Annotated in this window: 18 protein-coding genes; 13 read left to right on the top strand and 5 right to left on the bottom strand. The window is 41.8% G+C overall.

The window, feature by feature from the left end; all coding sequences use genetic code 11:
* The first annotated feature begins 212 nt into the window (after positions 1-212).
* From FOC32_RS06850 to pta, 3 genes are all read left to right on the top strand, one after another.
* Entirely contained in the window at positions 213-1,478 is a 1,266-nt protein-coding gene (locus tag FOC32_RS06850; protein WP_005232205.1) for a glutamate-5-semialdehyde dehydrogenase, read from the top strand.
* A 405-nt stretch (positions 1,479-1,883) separates the two neighbouring features.
* Positions 1,884-3,107 (top strand): acetate/propionate family kinase, encoded by a 1,224-nt coding sequence (locus FOC32_RS06845; RefSeq protein WP_104426627.1) that lies wholly within the window; start codon positions 1,884-1,886, stop codon positions 3,105-3,107.
* A gap of 54 nt (positions 3,108-3,161) precedes the next feature.
* Positions 3,162-5,300 (top strand): phosphate acetyltransferase, encoded by a 2,139-nt coding sequence (pta, locus tag FOC32_RS06840; RefSeq protein ID WP_104426628.1) that lies wholly within the window; start codon positions 3,162-3,164, stop codon positions 5,298-5,300.
* Between the two features lie 307 nt (positions 5,301-5,607).
* On the opposite strand, the gene FOC32_RS06835 is transcribed toward pta, so the two are convergent.
* Entirely contained in the window at positions 5,608-5,847 is a 240-nt protein-coding gene (locus FOC32_RS06835; RefSeq protein ID WP_004781996.1) for a DUF2171 domain-containing protein, read from the bottom strand.
* 762 nt (positions 5,848-6,609) lie between these two features.
* Between FOC32_RS06835 and FOC32_RS06830 the strand changes: the two genes are divergently transcribed.
* Positions 6,610-8,136 carry a fumarate hydratase gene (locus tag FOC32_RS06830; protein WP_005232211.1) on the top strand — a complete coding sequence of 509 codons (1,527 nt, stop codon included), beginning with the start codon at positions 6,610-6,612 and terminating at the stop codon, positions 8,134-8,136.
* A 61-nt stretch (positions 8,137-8,197) separates the two neighbouring features.
* On the opposite strand, the gene FOC32_RS06825 is transcribed toward FOC32_RS06830, so the two are convergent.
* From FOC32_RS06825 to tig, 4 genes are all read right to left on the bottom strand, one after another.
* Positions 8,198-8,914, bottom strand: a complete 717-nt coding sequence (locus FOC32_RS06825) for a DUF2846 domain-containing protein (protein ID WP_005232213.1) — start codon at positions 8,912-8,914, stop codon at positions 8,198-8,200.
* A gap of 167 nt (positions 8,915-9,081) precedes the next feature.
* Positions 9,082-10,392, bottom strand: coding sequence for an ATP-dependent protease ATP-binding subunit ClpX (gene clpX, locus FOC32_RS06820; RefSeq protein ID WP_005232215.1), 1,311 nt, complete (start codon positions 10,390-10,392; stop codon positions 9,082-9,084).
* A 29-nt stretch (positions 10,393-10,421) separates the two neighbouring features.
* Positions 10,422-11,027: an ATP-dependent Clp endopeptidase proteolytic subunit ClpP gene (gene clpP, locus FOC32_RS06815; protein ID WP_004781985.1), complete on the bottom strand. Its 606-nt coding sequence runs from the start codon at positions 11,025-11,027 to the stop codon at positions 10,422-10,424.
* Between the two features lie 190 nt (positions 11,028-11,217).
* Positions 11,218-12,549 carry a trigger factor gene (gene tig, locus FOC32_RS06810; RefSeq protein WP_005232218.1) on the bottom strand — a complete coding sequence of 444 codons (1,332 nt, stop codon included), beginning with the start codon at positions 12,547-12,549 and terminating at the stop codon, positions 11,218-11,220.
* Between the two features lie 502 nt (positions 12,550-13,051).
* Here tig and FOC32_RS06805 point away from each other — a divergent pair.
* From FOC32_RS06805 to tnpB, 9 genes are all read left to right on the top strand, one after another.
* A complete protein-coding gene (locus FOC32_RS06805) occupies positions 13,052-15,304 on the top strand; it encodes a TonB-dependent receptor (RefSeq protein ID WP_104426629.1) in 2,253 nt (750 codons plus the stop codon).
* 71 nt (positions 15,305-15,375) lie between these two features.
* Positions 15,376-16,059, top strand: coding sequence for a Fe2+-dependent dioxygenase (locus tag FOC32_RS06800; protein ID WP_004781981.1), 684 nt, complete (start codon positions 15,376-15,378; stop codon positions 16,057-16,059).
* 428 nt (positions 16,060-16,487) lie between these two features.
* Entirely contained in the window at positions 16,488-18,185 is a 1,698-nt protein-coding gene (gene leuA, locus FOC32_RS06795; RefSeq protein WP_034169885.1) for a 2-isopropylmalate synthase, read from the top strand.
* A 112-nt stretch (positions 18,186-18,297) separates the two neighbouring features.
* On the top strand, positions 18,298-19,458 hold the full coding sequence (metX, locus tag FOC32_RS06790; protein ID WP_004781977.1) for a homoserine O-succinyltransferase MetX: 1,161 nt from the start codon (positions 18,298-18,300) through the stop codon (positions 19,456-19,458).
* Positions 19,458-20,051, top strand: a complete 594-nt coding sequence (metW, locus tag FOC32_RS06785; RefSeq protein ID WP_004781976.1) for a methionine biosynthesis protein MetW — start codon at positions 19,458-19,460, stop codon at positions 20,049-20,051. Before metX ends, metW begins: the two co-directional genes overlap by 1 nt.
* Entirely contained in the window at positions 20,048-20,638 is a 591-nt protein-coding gene (locus FOC32_RS06780; RefSeq protein WP_004781974.1) for a tetratricopeptide repeat protein, read from the top strand. The genes metW and FOC32_RS06780 overlap by 4 nt, the downstream gene beginning before the upstream one ends.
* 106 nt (positions 20,639-20,744) lie before the next feature.
* On the top strand, positions 20,745-20,975 hold the full coding sequence (locus FOC32_RS06775; RefSeq protein WP_004781972.1) for a hypothetical protein: 231 nt from the start codon (positions 20,745-20,747) through the stop codon (positions 20,973-20,975).
* 139 nt (positions 20,976-21,114) lie between these two features.
* Positions 21,115-21,498, top strand: a complete 384-nt coding sequence (gene tnpA / locus FOC32_RS06770; protein ID WP_005100737.1) for an IS66-like element accessory protein TnpA — start codon at positions 21,115-21,117, stop codon at positions 21,496-21,498.
* Entirely contained in the window at positions 21,495-21,830 is a 336-nt protein-coding gene (gene tnpB, locus FOC32_RS06765) for an IS66 family insertion sequence element accessory protein TnpB (RefSeq protein ID WP_004642106.1), read from the top strand. The genes tnpA and tnpB overlap by 4 nt, the downstream gene beginning before the upstream one ends.
* Positions 21,831-21,844 lie beyond the last annotated feature (14 nt).

The raw sequence follows: 21,844 nt of genomic DNA, 5'->3' as shown, positions 1-21,844 counted from the left end.
ATATCAATGACATCTATGTCGCTACATTTCATTCTATACAGAGCGGCTTTTCACAAGCAACTGATTCGACAACCACTTATCTGCTTTTAAAGATAAAACAATTTCAAAATGTTTAGAAACAGTGAAAAGCTTATGATTTTTAAGTGATGGGCTTCATTGTCCGGCATCAGACTGTTAATATCAAAGTGAAATTTCTAAGTGATTGAACCGCTATGCAAGAGTCTATTGAACAATACATGCAAACGGTAGGACAGCAGGCACGCCAGGCTTCTCGCATTTTGGCTCGTGCGTCTACCCAAACTAAAAACAGCGCATTGTCAGCAATTTATACCGCTTTAGAAAACAGTCAGGCCGCTATTCTGGCTGCCAACCAAATTGATATGAATAAAGCTCACCAGAACAATCTGGACAGTGCCCTGCTTGATCGCTTAGAACTCAACCCCGCACGCTTTAAAGGTATGTTACAGGGCCTGAAAGATGTGATCAGCCTGAAAGATCCAATTGGTGAAATTACCGATATGGCTTACCGTCCTACAGGCATTCAGCTTGGCAAGATGCGTGTGCCTTTAGGCGTAGTGGGCATGATTTATGAATCACGTCCCAATGTAACTCTGGAAGCTGCTTCACTGGCATTGAAATCCGGAAATGCGATTATTCTGCGTGGCGGTTCAGAAGCTTTGGAATCTAACCAGGCCATTGCAACTGCCATCCAGCATGGCTTGAAAGTAGCAGGTTTGCCTGAAGCGTCAGTTCAGGTGATTAACACAACTGACCGTGCTGCGGTTGGCCAGCTGATTACCCTGACTGAATTTGTCGATGTGATTGTACCGCGTGGTGGCAAAGGCTTAATTGAGCGCATTACTGAAGAGGCACGTGTGCCTGTGATTAAACATCTGGACGGGAATTGTCATGTTTATGTTGAAGCACAGGCTGATCTGCTCAAAGCACTGCCCATTGCTTTAAATGCCAAAACCCATCGTTATGGCGTATGTAATGCCATGGAAACTTTGCTGGTTGATGAGAAAGTTGCAGAAGACTTCTTGCCTCGAATTGCTGAGCTGTATCAGGAAAAACAGGTAGAGCTTCGTGGTTGTCGTGAAACCCAGCGTATCTTGGGCAATCAGGTAGTCGCAGCAACAGAGGAAGACTGGTACACCGAATATCTAGGTCCGATTCTGGCAGTTAAAATCGTATCAGGTGTTGAGGAAGCTATTGAACATATCAATAAATATGGCTCGCATCATACCGATTCAATTATTACGGAAAATTACAGCATCGCTCGCGAATTTTTAGCTGGTGTAGATTCGAGTTCAGTCATGATCAATGCTTCTACCCGTTTTGCTGATGGTTTTGAATATGGTTTGGGTGCGGAAATCGGCATTTCGACAGATAAAATTCATGCCCGTGGCCCGGTTGGCTTAGAAGGCCTGACTTCCCAGAAATGGGTAGTCTTCGGTGATGGTCAGATTCGTCAGTAAATAGATAATAAAATCGGCCTTGTTCGCAAGGCTGATTTTTATGCATTGAGTTGATAAAAGACATGTTCAAGTAAATATGCAACCTTTATAAAATTGCATATAATTTCTTCATATCCATACCTAAAAGATAGAATAAATAAACATTATTTTTAAGAAATATAAGCTACAGTTTGATAGATCATTTTTTAACAGTATTTTATTTATAAATGAAAACTATGAACTGATAAATTTTAATTATTATTGTCGCTATGGTCGATAATGCTTAAGTCTAATCGGCTAAAGTCTATCTAGGACAGTAAAAAAACCCATGTTAAAACATGATCACAGACCTATCTTGTGTCGCTTTTGCCAGCAGACAGGTCAACGAAATGGATGAGAATTTTAATTAGAATCGGGTAAACAATCGTGTCTAAATCAGTATTAGTTATTAATTGTGGCTCTTCTTCAATCAAGTTTGCCCTATTGCTTGAAGAACAGAATTTCCGTATTCACGGCTTAGCTGAGAACTTAGGCACAGAAAATGCCCGTATTAAAGGTGTGACTGTCGGTAATGAACCCGTCGATATTCATATTCCTTTTGCAGATCATAAGAAAGCGCTAGAAGTAGGTTTAGAGCGTCTGGCGAATTACAAGCCGGATGCCATTGGTCACCGTGTGGTACATGGCGGCAGCCTGATCAAGGCAGAACTGATTACTGACGAAATTATTGAAAAAATTCGCGAAGCAACTCCACTTGCGCCTTTACACAATCCGGCTCACCTGATCGGAATCGAAGCGACTAAACGTTTATTCCCAGATTTGCCACAAGTCGCAGTATTCGACACAGCTTTCCATCAAACCATGCCGGCACATGCTTACCGTTATGCCCTGCCTAAATTCCTTTATACCGAATATGGCGTACGTCGTTATGGTTTCCATGGTACCAGCCATGCTTATGTATCAGATCGCGGTTCTGAACTTGCGGGCAGCTTCAAACAAGGTGGCTGGTTAACAGCGCATCTCGGTAATGGTAGTTCGACCTGTGCCGTATGGAATGGCCAAAGTGTAGATACCTCAATGGGTCTGACGCCACTTGAAGGTGTGGTGATGGGGACCCGTAGTGGTGATGTCGATCCAAGTTTGCATAGCTTCCTGGCTGCAAACTTAGGCTGGGATGTATATAAAATTGACAAGATGCTCAATAAAGAAAGTGGCTTGCTTGGTTTATCTGACAATCTGTCTAATGACATGCGTACTCTGATTGAAGCCTCAGAACAAGGCAATGAAGATGCGACTCTTGCGATTGAAGTATTCTGCTACCGTCTGGCGAAATCTTTAGCTGCTTTAAGCTGTGGTCTGCCACGTATTGATGGTCTGTTCTTTACCGGTGGTATTGGTGAAAACTCGGCGTATATTCGTGAAAAAACCATGGCTTATTTACCACATTTCGGTTTCAACCTGGATAAAGACGCTAATAGCAGTTTGAAGCGCGGCACTGAAGGCCGGATCGATAACGGTACAGGCCCACAAATCTGGGTAGTTCCGACTGATGAAGAAGGCCGAATCGCGAAAGAAACTCATTATGTGGTAGAGCATGAAGTGGAGCAAGCTACTGCAAAAAAGTCTGAACCTGAAGCTGCGCTTGCATAAGCAAGCCCGGTTCCCTTTTACCTAATTTCTATTATTGCGCGACTGATATTACTTATGAAAACGATTTTATTGGTGCCGACCGGAGAAGGCGTCGGCTTAACTTCAGCCTGTTTAGGTTTGGTATATGCTTTAGAATGCCAAGGGGTAAAAGCAGGTTTTGTGAAACCTTTTTCACAGGAAAAAAGTCAGGAAACAGATCGCACTACAGCACTCTATCGTCATTTATCCCAAAGTGAAACCGTTGAACCGATTACTTATGAAAGTCTGATTCAGCGCTTTAATCTGGGTGAAACAGATGAATTGCTTGAAGATGCAGTACGCCTGCATCGTGAGATTGCCAAAAATCACGACCTGATTATTGTTGAAGGTTTGGTACCAAATAGCCGCGATACCTTTGCGCCAAGCTTTAATGCAGCCTTGGCGCAGGCACTAGATGCCAAAGTCATCATTGTCAGCAATGCTGATATCAACCAGCCTGAAGTGGCAGCTGAAAAAGTTGAAAGCCAATTACGTTATTTAGGTGGGTCCTCTTCTACCCGTATGGCTGGCGTATTATTTATGCGCACCAAAGGCTTACCAGAAGATTCTGCACAGATCCCGGTGACTATTGATCCCGGTTTACGCCTGATCAGTGATACCAACAAATTTATAGCAGCTATTCAGAAAACCCATGCCCATATTGGTTCTGAAAAGCTTCCAGTCATTGGTCTGGTTCCATTCAGCAATACTTTAAGTGTGCCACGTATTTCTGACCTAGCAGCACATATTTCAGCAGACTGGGTCAATCTGGGTGAAGCAAAGCAGCGCCGTGTTTTACACAGCAGTTTAATTGCGTCCAATATTGAACATGAATTACATAAATTCGTGGCTGGCGAACTGATTATCAGTGCATCAGACCGGATTGATGTCTTGCTGGCAAGTAGCCTGGCGAGCAGCAATGGCATTCCATTGGCAGGTTTGGTGCTGACTGAACATTATGAGCCAAATTCGACTGTATTGGAGTTCTGCCAGACAGGGATTAAACATGGTCTGCCTATTCTGCATACGCCACTCAGCACTTTTGAAACTGCCCAAAGTCTAGCCAATTTAAGCAATGAAATTCCATGTGATGATACTGAACGTGCTGAACAGGTCACTCGTTTTGTGTCCAGTCATTTAAATGAAGAATGGATTGCACAGCTAATTAATGGTTCTTACAAGCCACGTCTGTCTCCTTCTGCATTCCGTCATGAGCTAGTACAAAAGTCGATTACTGCGAAAAAACGTATTGTGCTTCCGGAAGGTGATGAGCCACGTACTATTCAGGCGGCTGCGATCTGTCAATCTCGCGGGATTGCGCACTGTATCTTGCTGGCAAAACCGGAAGAAGTGGTTGAAGTTGCCAAAGCACGTAATATTGACTTACCGCACGATCTTGAAATTATTGATCCCGACCTGATTCGCGAGAATTATGTCGAAAAAATGGTTGAACTGCGTAAAGGCAAAATCAACGAATTGCAGGCACGTGAACAGCTACAGGATACTGTCGTACTCGGTACTATGATGCTGGCACTTGATCAGGTGGATGGTCTGGTTTCTGGTGCAGTACATACCACAGCAAATACCGTTCGTCCTGCTTTCCAGTTGATCAAGACAGCACCTGAATATTCATTAGTCTCTTCTGTATTCTTTATGCTGCTGCCAGATGAAGTCTATGTCTATGGTGACTGTGCGATTAATCCAGATCCGGATGCCGAACAACTGGCTGAAATTGCAATTCAGTCTGCTGACTCTGCAAAAGCCTTTGGCATTGATCCACGTATTGCTATGATTTCTTACTCTACCGGGACTTCAGGCACAGGTGCAGACGTAGAAAAAGTCGCGAAAGCGACTGAGATTGCTAAACAGCGTCGTCCTGATCTGTTGATTGATGGTCCACTGCAATACGATGCCGCTTCAGTTGAAAGTGTGGGCCGTCAGAAAGCACCTGACTCACAAGTGGCTGGTCGTGCCAATGTGTTTATCTTCCCTGACCTAAATACCGGTAACACCACTTATAAAGCAGTACAACGTGCGGCAAATGTCGTAAGTGTCGGTCCGATGCTACAGGGTTTGAACAAGCCGGTGAATGACCTGTCACGTGGTGCGCTGGTCGATGACATTGTGTTTACCATTGCTTTAACTGCGATTCAGGCAGATCAGCAAGCTAATTAATTTTCTTTAACACTCACAACCATCCGGTCAAAAGATCGGGTGGTTTTTTAGTGATCTATTTAACAAACTTTCTCAATAATCATTGAAGGAGCTATAATCTACAGATTGTCTAGCTCAAAAAATTATGCAAGTTCGTAATCTGCTCTATGAGTAAATAAAATTAAAATAAAAATATTGATGACACAAAAGAAATGCCAGCCGATCGGGCTGGCATTTACCACTTTAACAGATCAGATTTGCCTATTTTAAACTTACATCCAGTTTGAGTATTTAAGCCAAACCAGAATAAGTCAGGCAACGATCATACTTATACCGTGGTCCATTCTTTGTGCACATCTTCTGCTGTTTTATTCAAGATCACGCTGTCATCTTTCACTTCGCTTACCCAGCTAATCGGAATCAGATGATGCTCATTATTCTCGTCATCACTTCTTGTCAATTTAATCTTGTCCTGACCTTCTAAATGATCCACTTTACCAACTTGAGTACCATCTGAAGCAATTACTGAAGCATGTTCTTTGATGTCATTTGTATTAAAGTTACTCATTCCAATTGCCCTATTTATAGAAGTTGAGAGACCTCAGTTTAAGCCCTAAAAAATTGGCTGTGTGTAAGGGTTTTCAGGCTTTGGGTTTTTCTAGGTTAATAATGTAATGAAGAAAAATAACTGTGTCACAGGCATGTTGTGGCAAGACCAAGATGATTGAAATATTGTTTTTTTTATTAAGGTAATTTGAAGATTTGAAGATTTGAAGATTTGAAGATTTGAAGATTTGAAGATTTGAAGATTTGAAGATTTGAAGATTTGAAGATTTGAAGATTTGAAGATTTGAAGATTTGAAGATAGGCTAATTTTTTAGCTCTTAAAATGTAAAAAAGAAGATAAAGCTTAAGCTTGATCTTCTTTCTGGCCGTAGAACCAAGTAGCAGCGATATAAAGACTAAAAGCAATTACCATCAATACACTAGTCAGGGTCATAAAGAAAACTCATCATTCATTTGATAAGCGCATTATGTAAAAGTTTTATGACAGTTATATGACAATGATGAAATTTCCATAATTTTAATTAATTAATAAAAATCATATATTTATAATAAATTTAATTATATTCAAATAAACTTTAAGCTGAAATATGACAGTAAATATGACAAAAACCGGTCATTTTTAACCAATCTTTCAGCCAAAGTAATATGCCTTATTGCTTAAACTATAAACTTTTGGCCAATGTCCCTGCAAAACGCCCACAACCAGATTCATTTGTCTTATAATTTAGCCCGCTAGCTAACAGCCCGCTCAAGAGATATTTGTATGACAACTATTATCAAGCAAGATGACTTGATCACATCGGTTAAAGATGCGCTTCAGTTCATTTCTTACTATCATCCACAAGACTTCATCCAAGCGATGAGCCGTGCGTACGACCGTGAAGAGAACAAAGCTGCGAAAGATGCGATCGCGCAAATCTTAATTAACTCACGCATGTGTGCAGAAGGCCACCGCCCTATCTGCCAGGATACTGGTATCGTCAACGTATTTGTTGAAGTGGGCATGGATGTTAAATTTGATTTAACCATGAGCCTGGACGATGCGATCAACGAAGGTGTACGTCAAGGTTATCTTGAAAACTCTAACGTGCTTCGTGCATCTGTACTGGCTGACCCTGCTTTTGGCCGTAAGAACACCAAAGACAACACGCCTGCTGTGATCTATCACAAACTTGTTCCAGGTAACAAAGTAGACATCACTGTTGCTGCTAAGGGTGGCGGTTCAGAAAATAAATCTAAACTGGCAATGTTGAACCCGTCTGACTCAATCGTAGATTGGGTACTGAAAACTGTTCCAACTATGGGTGCAGGCTGGTGTCCTCCTGGTATGCTGGGTATCGGTATTGGTGGTACTGCTGAAAAAGCCATGATGCTTGCAAAAGAAGCATTGATGGAAGAGATCAACATGGACGAATTGCTGCGTCGTGGTCCACAAAACAAACTTGAAGAACTTCGTATCGAAATCTTCGAGAAAGTAAACGCATTGGGCATTGGTGCTCAAGGTCTTGGCGGTTTAACCACTGTTCTAGACATCAAGATCAAAGATTATCCTTGTCACGCTGCGGGCAAACCAGTCGGCATGATCCCGAACTGTGCTGCAACCCGTCACGCACATTTCACGCTTGATGGTTCAGGTGTTGCGCATATTCAAGCACCAAGCCTTGAAGACTACCCATCAGTCACTTGGGATTCCTCATCTTCTAAACGTGTTGACCTAGACAACATTACCCAAGAAGAAATGAACTCTTGGAAACCAGGTGATACATTACTTCTTAACGGTACGATCTATACTGGCCGTGATGCTGCACACAAACGTATGGTAGACATGCTGAACAACGGTGAAGAACTTCCTGTTGATCTGAAAGGCAAATTTATCTACTACGTAGGCCCTGTTGATCCAGTAGGTGACGAAGTTGTAGGCCCTGCAGGTCCAACAACTGCGACTCGTATGGATAAATTCACTCGTCAGGTATTAGAAGCAACTGGTCTTTACGGCATGATCGGTAAAGCGGACCGTGGTCCTGCTGCTGTTGAAGCAATTAAAGACAACAAAGCAACTTACCTCATGGCGGTTGGTGGTGCTGCATACCTCGTATCTAAAGCAATCCGTGAAGCTGAAGTGGTTGCATTTGCTGATCTGGGTATGGAAGCGATCTACAAGTTCGTAGTGAAAGATATGCCTGTTTCTGTTGCAGTTGACGTAAATGGTACATCTGTACACGCGACTGCTCCAAAAATCTGGCAAGCGAAAATTGGCAAGATTCCAGTAGTTGACGCTGCTGCAGGCTAATTTAAGCTGCATGAAAAAAGCACCCTTAATGGGTGCTTTTTTATTGGAATTTTAAAATTAATTACCAGGTTCTTGGATCCCAGAGTTTAAACGGTGTGGTTAACTGTACATCTGTAGATGGATCATATTCAGTCGCCTTAATTTTCTGGGCTTTCTTGCGGATTTTCCCAGTTTCCTGATCCTGTGCAAAAAAGTTAAAACTGTCCGATTTTAACTGGGTAAAAGCAATTTCATTGAGTCCCATACTGCTTGGCATTAGCATCAGAGGTCCCGGAACACTACGACGGGTGCTTAAATTTTCTTCATCATACTTAATAAAATAGGATTGACCCGCTTCTACTGTAAAGTCCAAATACTTAGGTTTTTGGAAGTGCAACGCACCTAAAGGGCGACTGGTACTCAAGCGATAAGTACCTGCAGGCAACTCAATCCAGTAATGATGATTATGCAATAAACTCGGAATACGATGCTGATTGATAAATAGGCTGGCAGCGACAATTTCCTGACGGTTCCATTTGGAATCCGGGCGGTATAAATAAACGATTGCAGCATCCTCATGCTGAGGTTTAACTGCCTGAAAATGATTACCCTGTTTCTGGTTGACCCAGCCACCAATCGTAAACATCCCCACCCGATGCTGTTCGACGAAGCCCGGTTTTTTTTCAAGATCAATATTTTTTAAAGTGCTGAGTGGCTGTGTAGGCTCAACTACGGCTTTTTTACCGTGACAACCCATCAGCGCCAAACTGCCGATGAGCACCATTGCGACTCCACGCATGCTTATCCCTCACTGCGTCTTTATTCTTGTATGTAAGTACTTTGCGATATATTTTTATAGCTTTCGGCGTCCACGCCTAGATGTTGAGATTAGCATCTGCTTTTATCTTTTGGAAATAAAAAACGTGCGAAAACACGGGGTTTTCACACGTTTCTGACGAATAGCAATCAAGCAGATTTGCTATTCACCACCTTTAAATCAACTTTTACCGCTGTTTCTGGTTCATCATGTGGTTGACGTTCAGCAAGAAATTCTGGTGCAGCTTCACCATTAATGACTGCTTCATTGACTACCACAGTGCCTACATCGCTACGACTCGGCAAGTCATACATGGTTTCTAACAATGAATTTTCCAGAATCGAGCGCAGGCCACGCGCACCTGTATTATGTTCCAATGCTTTTTTCGCAACCGCACGTAGTGCTGAATCTTCAAAGATTAAGTCCACATTTTCCATCTCAAACAGATGTTTATATTGACGGGTTAATGCATTCTTCGGCTCAGTCAGAATCTGCATTAAAGCTTCTTCATCCAGCTCATCTAAAGTCGCAATCACTGGTAAACGACCAATGAATTCTGGAATCAGACCAAATTTCACTAAGTCAGTCGCTTCGACCTGACGGAACAATTCAGACAGCTTTTTGCTTTCGTCTTTATTACGGACTTCTGCAGTAAAGCCAATACCACCTTTCTCCTGACGCTGCTGTACGATTTTCTCAAGACCTGAGAATGCACCGCCACAGATGAACAGGATATTCGAGGTATCAATCTGAATGAATTCCTGCTGCGGATGCTTACGACCACCTTGTGGTGGAATTGAAGCAACCGTACCTTCGATCATTTTCAGCAAGGCTTGCTGTACGCCTTCACCTGATACATCACGTGTGATGGATGGGTTTTCAGATTTACGGGTAATCTTATCGATTTCATCGATATAGATAATGCCCTTTTGCGCTTTTTCGACATCGTAATCAGCTTTTTGCAAAAGCTTTTGTACAATGTTTTCAACATCTTCACCCACATAACCCGCTTCAGTTAGGGTTGTTGCATCTGCCATGGCAAATGGAACGTCCAGAAGACGGGCAAGGGTTTGTGCCAGCAAGGTTTTACCTGAACCGGTCGGACCCACCAGCAGGATATTACTTTTGGCAATTTCAACGGAATCATCTGCTTTCTTACCATTGGTCTGTACTTTCAGACGTTTGTAATGGTTGTATACGGCCACAGATAATGTCTTTTTCGCTACGTCCTGACCAATCACATATTGATCGAGCGCCGCACGGATTTCATGCGGTTTCGGCAAAGGACGGTTCGCCCAGTCATTGGTTTCGACCTGTTGACTGGTTTGAACCAAATCTAAGCATACGTCCACACATTCATTACAAATGTATGCGTCCTCGCCTGCAATCAGCTTTCCGACTTCAGACTGCGTTTTACCGCAAAATGAACAATGCTTTTGTCCTTGAGGATGTTCGGACATATTTACTCCAATATCTCAATCTCTAAAACTTATGGACGTTTCGTTAGAACTTCATCCACAAGACCGTATTCTTTCGCTTGCTGAGCAGTCATGAAGTTGTCACGGTCTGTATCGCGTGCCACTTTTTCATAGTCCTGACCGCTATGTTCAGCCATTAAACGGTTTAAACGTTCTTTAATGAACAGAATTTCACGTGCGTGAATTTCAATATCTGATGCCTGACCTTTGAAACCACCCAAAGGCTGGTGAATCATGACACGTGCATTTTCAAGGCAATAACGTTTGCCTTTAGTTCCTGCATTAAGCAGGAATGCGCCCATTGATGCTGCCTGACCCATACAGTAAGTCACAACATCCGGTTTAATAAACTGCATGGTATCGTAGATCGCCATGCCAGCAGTCACCGAACCACCCGGTGAGTTGATATATAAATGAATATCTTTATCTGGGTTCTCAGCTTCTAAAAACAACATTTGCGCAACGATCAGGTTGGCCATATTGTCTTCAACTTCACCTGTCAGAAAAATTACCCGCTCACGTAAAAGGCGTGAATAAATATCAAAAGAACGCTCACCACGAGAGGATTGTTCTACCACCATTGGCACTAAAGCGTTTTCAATCGTTGGAACATACATAGGTTTATTTATTCCTAAATTTTTGTGACTTAATCCATAATCACAATATGAGGGATAATCAATGAAATTGCAAAATAATCGCGAATAATTCCATCATATTTTTTGCATTAGTTTTGTGAAAATCAGATATGTCAAGAAATTACTAATATGAAAAAAGGCGCACGAAGCGCCTTTTTAGGGAAAGCTTGAATTAGCCTTGTTGACGAGCTTGTTGCTCTTTCAATAAGTCTTCATAGCTTACAGTCGCATCAGTCACTTTAGCAGATGCTAGGATGTGATCAACAACTTGGTCTTCAAGTACAACTGCTTCGATTTGAGCACGTTGTTGCTTGTCATTTTTGAAGTATTCGATCACTTCATTTGGATCTTCGTAAGAAGAAGCCATATCTTCGATATAAGCTTCAACGCGCGCTTGATCTACTTCGATTTTCGCATCAGCAAGAATGCGGCTTACCAATACGCCAAGTTTAACTGATTTCTCAGCTTGTTCTTTGAACAGGTCATCTGGAAGCATGCTTGAATCAAATGCTTTCGCGCCTTGAGCACCGAACTGTTGAGTGAACTGCTGGATCATTTGTTGACGTTGACGGTCAATTTCTTGAGCAACCATTGCAGATGGAAGTTCAACTTCGTTTGCAGCTACAAGTGCATCGAAAGTTGCGCCTTTAACCTGGTTACGCAGGCCGTTTTTCACTTCACGTTCCATGTTTTTACGAACGTCAGCTTTCAGTTTTTCAACGCCATCTTCTTCAGAAATACCGAAGATTTTCAGGAATTCAGCATCAATTTCTGGAAGTTTTTGTTTTTCAACAAGTTTTACATTGATTTTGAATTGAGCTTGTTTACCAGCAAGGTTTTCAGCTTGGTAATCTTCAGGGAAAGTAACATCGATCACTTTCTCTTCGCCTTTCTTCATACCGATGATACCATCTTCGAAGCCAGGGATCATACGGCCAGAACCTAAAACAAGTTTAAAGTCTTGCGCAGCGCCGCCTTCAAATTTTTCGCCATCAACAGTACCTTCGAAGTCGAAAGTCACTTGCATGTCTTTTTTCGCCATGCCTTTAGTTTCAGCCCAAGACGCGCGTTGTTTTTGAAGATTTTCAATCATCTTCTCAACGTCTTTGTCATTTACTTCAGACGCTTTACGTTCAACTTCCAGACCTTCGAATTTCACTTCAACTTCTGGATAAACTTCAACAGTCGCTTCATAAACTAAAGCGTCGTCTTTCATTTCAGTTTTTTCGATATTTGGCATACCAACAGCGTTAATTTTTTCTTGTTGGATTGCTTCGAAAACAGTATCACGAATGATGTCGTTGACAACTTCTTGGTAGATACCAGCGCCGTATTCACGACGAACTACGTTTACAGGTACTTTACCTGGACGGAAGCCGTTGATCTTCGCAGTTTTAGCAGTGCGTTTTAAACGAGCTTCAAATTGCTCATTAATACGGCTCGTCGGTACAGAAACATTTAAACGACGGGCAACGCCCGAAACCGCTTCAGAAGTTACTTGCATGGCTTCCTCTATATATTTGGTAATAACAGGTTTATAAAAATGTGCCACATTATATGACAACATTTGCAGATATACAAAACACAATACTTGAATCGTCTTTATTAATGCTGTAATAATCAAATTTATTCAGTCAAATTCATTTTTCTTTGATTAAATATCCCTTTCCTCAAATAAGAATAGATATATTGATTACTGAAACTGGACAGATCATCTCTTTAATCTGCATTTATGGATTTTTATAGTGCTTTTAGTAAACTTTTCTTTATCTTTTCTTCAATTTTTTTAAACTCTAATAATCTCAATAAAAGTAAAGATAATAATCTATTAATCAGATTTAGTTTAAATACATTAACTTAGAAACATTTTGATACACTATAACATCGCTAAAGGCAATTAATATAATTTTTAAAATCGTCATTTCCTATCTAAAAGTAATTCTTAATTTAAATAAGAATTATTATTATTCGCATACATAAATTTTATGCTTTTTTCGGGTTCCCACATGTCGTTTATCAAATCACGTAAAAAACTCGTTTCATCGGCGATTGCCTCTTCCCTCTCGATCGTAACTGTAAATGCTGTGGCTGATGAAAATGTGGTCAAGCTCGAAACTATTCATCAAGAAGTTAAAGCTGAACAGACACCAAGTTTAAAAGTAGATAATTCCGCAAATAAGAAATTTGTTGCACCCTTACTGAATACACCTAAATCTGTATCAGTCATTTCTAAACAACTGATTGAAGACACTCAAGTCACTACACTTTCTGATGCTTTACGTACTGTACCGGGTATTACCTTGGGTGCGGGTGAAGGCGGCAACCCGAATGGCGACCGTCCATTTATCCGTGGCTATAGCTCTGAAAGCTCAATGTATTTAGATGGTATTCGTAATTCAACCTCACAAAACCGTGAAATGTTTGCCATAGAACAAGTTGAAGTCACCAAAGGTTCTGCTTCTGCTATGGGTGGTGCAGGTACTGTTGGCGGTAGCATCAACATGATTTCTAAAGTGGCCAAAAAAGGTGACTTTTTAGAAGGTACTATTGCTGGCGGTACAGATGCTTACGCACGTGTGACGCTTGATGGCAACAAAGATTTTGGCAATGGGATTGCTACACGTGTTGCCGTTATGGGCCACATGAATGAGAAAGCAGGTCAATCTGATGGTGCTGAATATAAACGTGCTGGTATTGCCCCTAGTATTACTTTCGGCTTAGACACCCCTACTCGTGCAACTTTAAGTTATTACTATTTAAAATCGGATGATACTCCCGATTCAGGTATACCATATTGGGATGCTGGTTTAGGTAAACCACAAGGTAAACCTGCGGAAGTAAAACAAGGCGTTTATTATGGTTGGAAAGATCGTGACTTCCAAAAACAAGAGAACCAAGCAGGGACAATCAAGTTAGAACATGATTTAACTGACAATCTAACCGTTACAAACACTGCAATGTACAGCAAATCTAAAAATGATTATGTCTGGACAAACCCTGATGATTCTAAAGGCAATGTAGCTAATGGCCAAGTATGGCATCGTCAAAACTCTGCCATCACAGATAGCGATACCTTTACAAATCAATTAGCATTGATAGGTAAATTTGCTACAGGTGCCATTAATCATAGCTTTAATGTTGGTGCTGAATACAGCAAGCAAGAAACTGACAAAGGTGGTTATAACATCATTAACAGTAAAGATGGCAAAGTTTCCTCAACTGGGTTTTACAGCGACTGTAAAGACCTTTCAAGCAATTGGTGTACTTCTCTAAACAATCCAACTCAAAAACCATTTTTAGATCGTCTAGAAGCCCGCCAAGACTTTGATGCCACGGTTGAAAGCACTTCTGTATATTTATTAGATAGTATTGAAATCACACCACAATGGTTACTTGATCTTGGTGTGCGCTGGGACAAGTTTGAAGCTGCACAAAACTTTCGTGCTACATCTTCAGCTGCTGCATATACAGCTAACAATGATTCAGACTTTTTTACATATCAATCAGGTATAACCTTTAAACCTGTTGAAAATGGTTCAATTTATGCAAGTTATGCTACCTCTGCCAGTCCTGTTGGCTTAAATGCTGGTTGGGGAGATAACAGCGAAACCATAAATGCTAATAACCAAATGATCGATCCAGAAGAAGCACAAACTTACGAGTTAGGTACTAAGTGGGACTTGTTAAATGATCGTTTGAATTTAACAGCAGCGATCTTCCGTACTGAAAAACAAAATACTCGTGTACAACTTGACCCAACAACTTATGCGAATGTAGGTGAAAGTAAAGTTGATGGTGTTGAATTAGGATTAAATGGTCAAATTACCGATAAATGGGATATTTCGGCAGGTTATACTTATCTTAATAGTGAATTAACAAAAAATGGTAAATCATGCCGTGGTTCAGGTTCAACAGCAACTTGTACAGATAATGCCATTTATAATGGCAACCAAATGCCTAATGTACCTAAACAAGCAGCAACATTATGGACTACCTATAAGATATTGCCGCAATTAACTTTGGGTGGTGGTGCAGTATATTCAGACAAAGTTTATGGTGATGTTGCAAACATCAAATGGGCTCCATCTTATGTACGCTACGATGCTATGGCGCGTTATAACGTTAACAAAAATGTGGATTTACAGTTGAATGTAAATAACCTTTCTGACAAACGTTACTTCACTAAAGCCTATGCTTCTCACTATGCTACTGAAGCAGAAGGACGTAGTGCAGTGTTAGCAGTCAACTTTAAATATTAATTCAATGCAACCGCATAGCCTCCTGATGGGGGCTATGTTATTTTTAAAAGACGATTATTCAGGGGTTTCTCGTGCTGCATCATATTCCAAATGTACTGAGCAAAGAACAGGTGCAATATTTCCGTGAGGAGATGAATAAGATTGAGTGGGTCAATGGCAAGGTTACCGCGGGTACGCTCTCTGCCACCGTGAAACAGAATCAGCAATTACCTGAAGATCATTCACTCACTCATCATCTCAGCAATATTATTCTGGAATCGCTGGGACAGCATGCTCTGTTTTTATCGGCGGCGATTCCACTGGATATTATTCCCCCGCTTTTTAACCGCTATGAAAATAATGAATCTTTCGGCTTTCATGTCGACAATTCAATTCGTCGTATTCGCGGCAGCAGTGAACGCCTCAGAACGGATTTATCCTGTACGGTTTTTTTAAGCGAGCCGGACGAATATGTCGGTGGTGAACTGGTAGTCGAAGACACTTACGGTTATCACGAAGTAAAATTGCCTGCCGGCGATATGATTCTTTATCCATCCACCAGCCTGCATGAAGTTACGCCAATCAGTTCCGGTTGTCGAATTGCTTCATTTTTTTGGGTACAAAGCATGATCAGGGATGATGCAGAGCGGCATATGTTGTTTAATCTGGATCAGAGTATTCAAAACTTGAGAATGCAGCTGGGTGATCAGCATGCAGAAGTTATGAAACTGACCAACCTGTATCATAATTTAATGCGTAAATGGGCTGAACTTTAAAAGAGGCTCTGTCTTCAATGATCTTTAAAAACAACTGGATCTATTGTTTATTAAAATATACTGAGTTGTGGCACAATTGAACGTAATAAATAACGCTTTATGTCCAAATTAAGAAAATATAAAATACAATATTTAGAATAAGTGAAAATATTTTTCAATTCTTAAAGTTTATAAGAAAATCTTTATTAACATACGACTAAAATCCATAGAAAAAGCAAAAACTTTTCACGTTTTCTGGACTAAAATTAATCTTATAGGTTCACCATGCAGGTGTCTGGTCGATCCTGATGATCAAGACTTTAAAAAATACAGGATTGATCTTATTTACCCACACCTGCCTGTAAACGAATATATAGACAAAATCTATACTGTAGACCGAGCAACTGCTGCACCAAGCGAATTTGCCAGGCTACCTAAGGAGCTCTCTCATGATGTTGGCTGATCCAAGTAAAAAATACCGTCGCATGTATCAACGTGTGGACTTACCAGACCGTCAATGGCCGAACAATGAAATCACTAAAGCGCCAATCTGGATGAGTACTGACCTGCGTGATGGTAACCAGGCGATCTTCGAGCCAATGAACATCGAGCAGAAGTTCAAAATGTTCCAGATGTTGGTAAAAATCGGTTTCAAACATATTGAAATCGGCTTCCCTTCTGCATCTCAAATTGATTTCGACTTCACCCGTAAATTGATTGAAGAAGGTCATATTCCGGCTGATGTTTACATTGAAGTACTGGTTCAGGCACGTGACCATTTGATCGCACGTACTTTTGAATCTTTACAAGGTGCGAAACGCGCAATCGTGCATATCTACAACTCTAACTCTCCAACCTTCCGTCAAAAAGTGTTGAACGTAGATGTTGAAGGTGCAAAACAGTTAGCGATTAATGCAGCGCAAAAAGTGAAAGAATACGCAGCAAAACAGCCTGAAACTGAATTTGTTTTCCAGTACAGCCCTGAATGTTTCTCTGCAACTGAATTGGAAGTGGCGAAAGACGTTTGCGACGCTGTGACTGAAATCTGGGAAGCATCTCCAGAAAACAAAGTGATCTTGAACTTGCCAGCCACTGTCGAAGTCTCTACACCAAACGTGTATGCCGACCAAGTGGAATGGATGCACCGTAACATCGAGCGTCGTGACGGCGTGATCATTTCAGTTCACTGTCACAATGACCGTGGCTGTGGGATCGCAGCGTCTGAATTGGCGATCATGGCCGGTGCTGACCGTGTCGAAGGTTGTGTATTCGGTAATGGTGAGCGTACCGGTAACGTGGACGTGGCAGCAATTGCCTTAAACATGTACACCCAGGGTGTTGCACCAAACTTGGATTTCTCAAACATCAACGAAATCATTGCGACTGTTGAAGAATGTACTGGCTTGCCAGTCCACCCACGTCATCCATATGCGGGTGACTTGGTCTTCACTGCATTCTCTGGTTCACACCAGGATGCAATCAAAAAAGGTTTTGAATTCCAGAAAAACGAAGAAATCTGGGATATGCCGTACTTGCCAATCGATCCGAAAGACCTGGGCCGTGACTATGACGCCGTGATTCGCGTGAACTCACAGTCAGGTAAAGGTGGTATCGCTTACTTGTTAGAATCGAACTATAACGTGACTTTACCACGTCGTTTACAGATCGAATTCTCGCAAATCGTACAGCAAAAAACCGATGAAGATGGTACTGAGATTTCAGCACAAGCGATCTGGACATTGTTTAAAGACACGTATGTTGATGCTAAAGATGCACATTACGCTGCCAAGAACTATAAATTGTCAGATGAAAATGGCAACCAGGTGATTGAGCTAGATGTTGAAGTCAATGGTGAAACTCAGCGCTTACGTGGTGAAGGTAACGGTCCAATCTCTGCGATTTTGGATGCATTACAATTGCCAATTGACGTCTTGAACTATGAAGAACGTAGCATCAGCTCAGGTGCACATGCCAAAGCATTGGCATTGGTTGAACTTCAAGTGAAAGGTACCGGTAAATCCGCCTTTGGTGCTGGTGTCCACGATAACATTGTGACCTCTTCAATTGAAGCGATTATTGCATGTACCAACCGCCTGATCGACCAGGATGTGTTAAGCACTGAACAGGTGATTGCTGCTGCCGTCTAAACCCGGTATTTGAATTAGCGATAATTCATAGCAGTAAAAAGACTTTAGAAGGATACCTGCAAATGGTATCCTTTTATTTATTCATACTAAAGATTTAAGGCGAATCATTCCCGTGTCTTTTCCAGCTGACTCAGTGGGCCTTGTTGTCCCACAAAAGTTCCAATTCGAACAGCCGTTAGAGCTTGAATGCGGTCGCATCCTCCCACGTTTTGAACTGATGGTAGAAACTTATGGCGAACTGAATGCCGATAAGTCCAATGCCATTTTGATCTGCCATGCCCTGTCTGGCCATCATCATGCTGCAGGTTATCATCATGAAGATGATAAAAAACCAGGCTGGTGGGATGCCTGTATTGGCCCGGGTAAGGCAATCGATACCAATAAATTCTTTGTGGTGGCGCTAAATAATATCGGCGGTTGTAATGGTTCTACTGGTCCTACCTCTCCTAATCCCGAAAATGATAACCGCCCATATGGTCCAGACTTTCCGCTAGTCACTGTGCGTGACTGGGTGAAAACTCAGGCGATGCTGTCTGACCGTCTGGGGATTGATGTGTGGTATTCCATCATTGGCGGCTCACTCGGGGGCATGCAGGCCTTGCAATGGTCGGTAGATTATCCGGACCGTCTGCAAAAATGCGTGATTATTGCCAGTGCACCGAAACTGTCTGCACAAAATATTGCCTTTAACGAAGTCGCGCGTCAGTCGATTCTGTCTGATCCGGACTTCCATCATGGCCGTTATCTAGAAAATGACAGCTATCCAAAACGAGGCCTGATTCTGGCACGGATGGTCGGTCATATTACCTATCTGTCTGAGGAAGCCATGAAGCAGAAATTTGGCCGTGATTTAAAATCTGGCAAATTCATGTATGGCTTCGATGTGGAATTCCAGGTCGAAAGCTACCTGCGTTATCAGGGTGAACAGTTTAGCCGTAACTTTGATGCCAATACTTATCTGATCATGACCAAAGCACTAGACTACTTTGATCCTTCACGTGAATATCAGCAGTCACTGGTCAAAGCGATGGCGCAAACCAAATGTAAGTTCTTGGTGGTTTCATTTACCACAGACTGGCGGTTCTCACCTTCACGTTCTGTTGAAATCGTAGACGCCTTAATTACCAATAATAAGCCTGTCAGCTATCTGGATATTGATGCTGAGCAAGGCCATGACTCCTTCCTGTTCCCGATTCCTCTGTATGTAAAATCCTTGCGCGCCTTCCTGGGCGGTGAAGAACATCTGCGATCAACACCGAAGGAGGCTGTGTAATGCGTATTGACCAACAACTTGCTGAAAAATGGATCAAGCCCGGTTCACGTATCCTCGACCTCGGTTGTGGTGATGGCGAACTGCTGGCCCATATGAGCAAAAAGCACAATATTCGTGCATATGGATTAGAAATTGATCAAGAAAAGATTGCAATTGCGATCAGTCGCGGGTTAAATATCATCCAGCAGGACTTAAACCTCGGTTTAAGCCGTTTTGCTGACCAGTCTTTTGACTATGTGGTGATGGCACAGGCTTTGCAAGCTGTAGATGCACCAGACGTATTATTGCGTGACATGGTGCGTGTAGGGAAACAGGCCATTATTACCTTTCCAAACTTTGCGCACTGGAAGACTCGTTCTTTCTTGGCATTAAAAGGGAAAATGCCGGTTTCGGAAGCCTTACCCTATATGTGGTATAACACCCCGAACATTCACCTATGTACTTTCCGTGACTTTGAAGCATTATGCGCGGAAAACAACATAAAAATTATTAATCGACTCGCTGTGAATGGGAATCAAGAAGATAGTTTGCTTAGCAAACATCTCCCAAATCTGTTTGGTGAAGTCGCAATTTATCGAGTGAGCGCTCTATGAAAAAATTATTATTAAGTACGACGCTACTGGCTGGACTTTTTGGCATGCAGGCCCATGCCGATTACGTTGCACCAACGCCTTCTGTGGCCAGCCAAGCAGCGCAATATTCAGTAATGGACATTCATAGTCTGACTAAAGCAGCTAAAGCGGGTCAGCCTGGTGCACAATTTTATTTAGCAACCAAATATCAATATGGCAAAGACGTCCAGAAAGATGAACGTCAGGCCTTTGCATGGTACAAAGCTGCTGCCGACCAAGGTCTGGCAGTGGCTCAACTGAATGTTGGCCGTATGCTGGCAGATGGTATTGGTACCAAAAAAGATGAAACACTGGCTCGCCAGTACTTCGAAAAAGCAGCTAGCCGTGGTGATAACCGTGCCAGCTTCAATCTGGCCATGATGGAAGAAAAGAAGAAAAACTACATGGGTGCTTACCAGTGGTATGAACTCTCTACCCGCGATGGCATGCTGGACAATAAAGTGATTACTTTATCTGAAGGTAAGAAAACTGCATTGGCAGCTAACTTAACCCAAGAACAGATCCGTCAGGCACGTGACCGTGCAGACAAATGGATTCAGGCACAATAAGCTAAAATTTTTAAAGAGCACCTTCGGGTGCTTTTTTTATACTTTAAAAAAACTGTAACATATTAAAAATAATAAACTATTTCTAAAGCCTATAAAGGGAATTTACATGAAAAAATTTAAGGGATATGCATCATTGCTGTTATTTTTTCCATTAGTCGCATGTACAGTCTCAACAACTTCTTACAACACTTGGAATAAGCCTGGCATAACTAGATATGAAGCAGATAATGCTCTCGCAAAATGTAAATATGATTTAGGCTTAGCCAAAATTGATGCAATGGATAGAGAAGATATGGTTAATAACTGTATGAAGGCTCAAGGTTTTAGAAATAGATAAAATTAAAAGCACCTTCGGGTGCTTTTTTATTACCGGTTTATTTCACGTAAATTGTAAGCGTCCGCTGAACACACCTTATGAATTCGTCCTATAAGCCTTAATTTAGTCCTCACTTAAAAACAAGTGGGAACTTAAATTTATGACTACAAATAACCAGACATCCATCGCATCTCTTACGATAAAACGAAGAACATATAGTGCTGAATTTAAACAGCAGATCGTTCAGGCGTGTAAAGCATCGGAGGTTTCAATTGCTTCGGTCGCTTTGCAACATGGATTGAATACAAATCTTGTATCCAAATGGATTCGCTTAATTGATGCTAAGCCAGGGAATGATCGCTCACTACTACCGAATAAACCTGCATTTATTGCCTTATCTTGCTCTGCACCATTAGATCCTATTTCTACTGGCATGTTAACGGTTCAAATTACTTTACCCCACTCAAAAGCAGAAATTGGCTTGAAATGGCAAGTATCAGAAATGTCTGCTTTAGCAAAATTACTCAAGGCACTTACAACATGATCCGTATCGATGAAATCTGGTTGTCTACTCAGCCCATGGACATGCGTGCAGGTATGGATACGGCCATGGCTCAGGTGGTGAGAGCCTTTGGCTACATCAAACCGCATTGTGCTTACCTGTTCTGTAATAAACGTGGCCATCGCATGAAAGTGCTGGTACATGATGGACTGGGGATCTGGCTGTGTGCTCGGCGGTTGGAACAGGGAAAATTTCACTGGGCTAAAGTTCACCAGGGTGAAAGCGTAGCCCTCAGCCCAGAACAGTTACAGGCACTGATCCAGGGTTTGCCTTGGCAGCGCATTGGACGACAGCAAGTGGTCACAATGCTCTAAACTAGCTTGGTCCA

Origin of the sequence: Acinetobacter sp. FDAARGOS_724 (assembly GCF_013364475.1) — a bacterium.
Lineage (GTDB): Bacteria > Pseudomonadota > Gammaproteobacteria > Pseudomonadales > Moraxellaceae > Acinetobacter > Acinetobacter variabilis.
The sequence above is the reverse complement of the archived record's forward strand: the minus strand, read 5'-3'. Positions and strand labels throughout refer to the sequence as shown.